4 protein-coding genes are annotated in these 4,168 nt (G+C 72.3%); 2 read left to right on the top strand and 2 right to left on the bottom strand.

What is annotated here, in order from left to right:
• Positions 1 to 172 precede the first annotated feature (172 nt).
• Positions 173 to 760: a hypothetical protein gene (locus ACWD10_RS38270; protein ID WP_451098428.1), complete on the bottom strand. Its 588-nt coding sequence runs from the start codon at positions 758 to 760 to the stop codon at positions 173 to 175.
• Between the two features lie 160 nt (positions 761 to 920).
• Positions 921 to 1,496 (bottom strand): TIGR03086 family metal-binding protein, encoded by a 576-nt coding sequence (locus ACWD10_RS38265; RefSeq protein WP_451098426.1) that lies wholly within the window; start codon positions 1,494 to 1,496, stop codon positions 921 to 923.
• A 95-nt stretch (positions 1,497 to 1,591) separates the two neighbouring features.
• Here ACWD10_RS38265 and ACWD10_RS38260 point away from each other — a divergent pair, with 95 nt between their 5' ends.
• Positions 1,592 to 2,431, top strand: coding sequence for a PTS sugar transporter subunit IIA (locus tag ACWD10_RS38260; protein ID WP_451098425.1), 840 nt, complete (start codon positions 1,592 to 1,594; stop codon positions 2,429 to 2,431).
• Positions 2,432 to 2,437: 6 nt separating this feature from the next.
• Positions 2,438 to 4,009: a PTS ascorbate transporter subunit IIC gene (locus tag ACWD10_RS38255; RefSeq protein ID WP_451098424.1), complete on the top strand. Its 1,572-nt coding sequence runs from the start codon at positions 2,438 to 2,440 to the stop codon at positions 4,007 to 4,009.
• The last annotated feature ends 159 nt before the right edge of the window (positions 4,010 to 4,168 follow it).

Raw genomic sequence — 4,168 nt, 5'->3', positions numbered from 1 at the left:
CTGACCACGCGGCGGGTCCCGACCGACATGGCGTCGTCGGTGCTCGACCAGCTCGTCGCGATCGGCCTCCTGAAGCGGACCGCGTCCGTGCGCGCAGCCCCCAGAAGACGGCACCCCGGCCGACGGCAAGCAAACGGGATCCGTAAGACCCGCCCTACCCCCGAGACCCGCCCTAGCCCCGCGCAGCGGCCCTGCGGCGGCGCAGCACGACATACGTGCCCCCGAGCGCGCTCGCGACCAGAACCGTGCCGATGGCCGCGGGAACCCCGGAGTCCGTGATGCTGCCACCGAAGCCGCCCCGGACGCCCGCGCCGGGAGTGGGCGCCGTGGTCGGAACCGTCGCGGTGGTCACCGTAAAGCTGGCGTTCCACTGCGTGCCGTCGGGGCAGGTGCCGTCGACGCCCCACTCCGAGGTCGGACCCACCGCGTTGGGGCCGGTGTTGGTGAAGTTGCCCGCGGGGGCGATCCGCGCGGTGCCGTGGTAGCGCGCGGCTTCGGGGATCCCGGGATCGTCGGACCTGTGGAGACGCACCGAACCCGCCTGGAAGGCCTGCGAGTTGGCGGTGATGGTGGCGGGCGCCTGGCCGCCTGCCATCGGGCAGGAGACGGTGACGGTGACGGTGCCGCCGGGCCGTACGGTGCGCGGGCTGACCGAGGCGGCGGCGTCCTGCGCGAACGCGGCGGGGGCGGTGCCCGCGACGGCGGCGGAGGCCAGGGCGGTGGCTAGTGCGGTGGTGGCGAGCGCTCGGGCGATACGCATGGGCGGGCTCCTTCGGCATGGGGCGCGGCGCGGCTCCTGCGCCACGAGCCCCATACAAGCCCGGCCCCGGGCCCCCCGCGCGGGCACCGGCCCCATTAGCGGTACGGGGCCCGCCGCACGGGTGAGCCGGGCCGAAGGGAGTCCCGGATCAGGGCCCCGGTCAGGGTTTCCGGCCGAGCAGGCACAGGAGTTTGGTCTGCACGTCGGCGTCCGCGGGTGGGCGTACCGCCGGGGCGAACAGGCCGCTCTTCGCCAATTCGGCGGCGTACGGGGAGACTTCGCGTACCGCGAAGTCCACGAGGGGTTTCGGGATCTGTTCGTCCGCGCCGATCGCCCGGGACAGGTCCCAGGCGTGGACCACCAGGTCGGTGGTCATCTGGGCGCAGTAGTGGGATGCCGGGCTCTCCCCGTAGGAGAGCTGGACGGTGCGGTCCAGGGCGCCGGGCTCGTGGAAGGCGGCGCGGGCCGCTTCGGCCGCCTTGGTCCAGGTGGCGGACGGGTCGTCGCCGAGCACGTCGCCGTCGAAGGCGGTGCCGATGGACTCCATGGTGACGCCGTCGCGGACCAGCGGCGGCACCCAGAGCTGTTCGGCGGTCAGATGGTTGACGAGGTCGCGCACATTCCAGTCGGTGCAGGGCGTCGGATCGCCCCACTGACCGCTTTCGATGCGGCGCACCCGGTCGGTGAACAGGTCGAGCGCCTCGGCGTGCCGGGCGAGCAGTGCGGTGTGGGCCATGGGTCACCTCCGGTTCGCCCGCCCATTCTCCGCGATCACAGGCTTCTCCGCGATCGCCCGGGTCCGTGCCGCGCGTGCTGTGCGAAGATCCGCGCATGGCGGAGCTGAAGGACCTGCTCCCCGAGGCGGCGGTGCGGCTCGGGGTGCACGCGGCGGACTGGCGGGCGGCGATCGGCGCGGCGGGTGACCTGCTCGTGGCCACGGGCGCGAGCACAGACGCGTACACGCAGGAAATGATCGACACCGTCGTGGAGCACGGGCCGTACATCGTCGTCGCCCCCGGTTTCGCCTTCGCGCACGCCCGGCCCTCGCCCGCGGTGCTCAGGACCGGCATGTCCTGGGTGCGGCTCGCTGAGCCGGTGGAGTTCGGGCACGAGGGCCATGACCCGGTCGAGCTTGTGGTGGGCCTCGCGGCCCGGGACAAGGCCGAGCACACGGAGGCGATGGCGGCCCTGGCCCGGCTGCTCGCGGACCCGGCGACCGGGGCGGAGCTCCGCGCGGCGCCCACACCGGCGGCGCTGGTGGCGCTGCTCGCCGGAGGCGGGACCGGACTCCACGCTCACCACGCGCAGGGGCGCACCAGGCCCGCCGAGCCCGTGCGGACCGCGTACGGGCCGCACCGGATCCTCACCGTGTGCGGCAACGGCGTCGGCACCAGCCTGTTCCTGAAGAACACCCTGGAGCAGGTGCTCGACCGCTGGGGCTGGTCGCCGTACGTGATCGTGGAGGCCACGGACACCATCTCGGCGAAGGGCAAGGCCGCCGAGGCGGTCGCGATCCTCACCTCGCGGGAGATCGCGCGGACGATCGGGGACGTGGGCGTGCCCGTGAAGGTCGTCGAGGACTTCACGTCCACCACGGAGGCGGACCGGGTCCTGCGGGACACGTACGCCGTCGAGGAGACGGCTCACCCGGACGCCACGGAAGGTGCGTGACGCGGCGTGGACTGGCTCGTATCGCTCGGGAAGTTCCTCGTCGACGAGATCCTCAGCGTCCCCGCCTATCTGATCGGCCTGATCACGGCGGCGGGTCTGATCGCGCTACGGAAGTCGGTCGGGCAGGTCGTCGGCGGTGCCATCAAGGCGACGCTCGGTTTTCTCCTGATCGGCGCGGGTGCGGGCCTGGTGGTCAACTCGCTTGCCCCGCTGGGCGTGATGATCCGGGGCGCGACCGGGGCGCACGGCGTGATCCCGACCAATGAGGCGATCGTCGGCATCGCCCAGGCCGAGTACGGGGCGCGGGTCGCCTGGCTGATGATCCTGGGCTTCACGGTGAGCCTGCTGCTCGCCCGGTTCACACCGCTGCGGTATGTGTTCCTGACCGGGCATCACATGCTGTTCATGGCCACGCTCCTGACGATGGTCCTGGCGACCGCCGGGCACTCCTCGGGGGTCGTGGTGGTCGTCGGGGGCGTGCTGCTCGGCATCATGCTGGTGGCGATGCCCGCGTTCGCGCACCCGTGGACGAAGCGGGTGACCGGCAACAACACCGTGGCCATCGGGCACTTCGGCACCGCGGGGTATATCGCGGCGGGCGCGGCCGGGCAGTTGGTCGGCAAGCGCAGCCGGTCCACGGAGGACATGAAGCTCCCGGAGGGGCTGCGGTTTCTGCGCGACTCGATGGTGGCCACGGCCCTGTCGATGCTGCTCATCTACCTGATCATGGCCATGGTCTTTCTGGCGAAGGCGGGCCGGGAGACGGCGTTCCGGGCGTTCGCCGAGGACGGTGCGGCGGGCGAGGTGGCGACGGGTGTCGGCGACTATCTGATGCAGTCCGTGATGCAGGGCCTGCAGTTCGGCATCGCGGTCGCGGTGATCCTGTTCGGGGTGCGTACGATCCTCGCCGAGCTGGTCCCCGCGTTCCAGGGCATCGCGGCGAAGCTGGTGCCGGGTGCGGTGCCCTCGTTGGACGCCCCGATCGTCTTCCCGTACGCGCAGAACGCGGTGCTCATCGGGTTCATCTGTAGCTTCATCGGCGGCCTGGTCAGCCTGGGGCTGCTCTCGACGGTCTTCAACCCGGCGTTCGGGCTCTCGCTGGTCCTTCCGGGCCTGGTGCCGCACTTCTTCACGGGCGGCGCGGCCGGGGTGTACGGCAATGCGACGGGCGGACGGCGTGGCGCGGTGCTCGGGTCCTTCCTCAACGGCGTCCTGATCACCTTCCTTCCGGCGGTGCTCCTGAAGGTCCTCGGCGCCTTCGGCGAGGAGAACACCACGTTCGGGGACGCCGACTTCGGCTGGTTCGGCGCGCTGATCGGCAACGCGAGCAAGGCGGGGGAAGCGCCCGGCGTGGTCCTGATGCTGCTGATCGGGGTGGCGATCCTGGTGTCCGCGATCGTGGTGCAGCGGCGGGTGGTGGATACGGGGTGGGATCCGGGTGCGCGGCGGGACGCCGCGCTGGCTTCGGAGGGTCGGGGCGCCGCCGCCCCGGGCCCGGCGACGGTGCCGCCGGTGGCGTACGGGAAGATCGCGCCGCCGGAGGGTGCGCCGAAGCCTCCGCCGCCGCCCGAGGCTTGAAGATTCCCCACCCCGGCCCTTCCCGACTGTGCCGATATGCGGCTAACGCCGCGTGGTTGCAGCGGCTTCGGGGCTGCCGCCCCGGACCCCGCCGCAGATATCGCGCAGGGGGGTACCTCCCTGCTCGAACGCAGTTGAGAGCTTGGGGGAGCGCTCGTC

Source organism: Streptomyces sp. NPDC002851, from assembly GCF_053591935.1.
The sequence above is the reverse complement of the archived record's forward strand: the minus strand, read 5'-3'. Positions and strand labels throughout refer to the sequence as shown.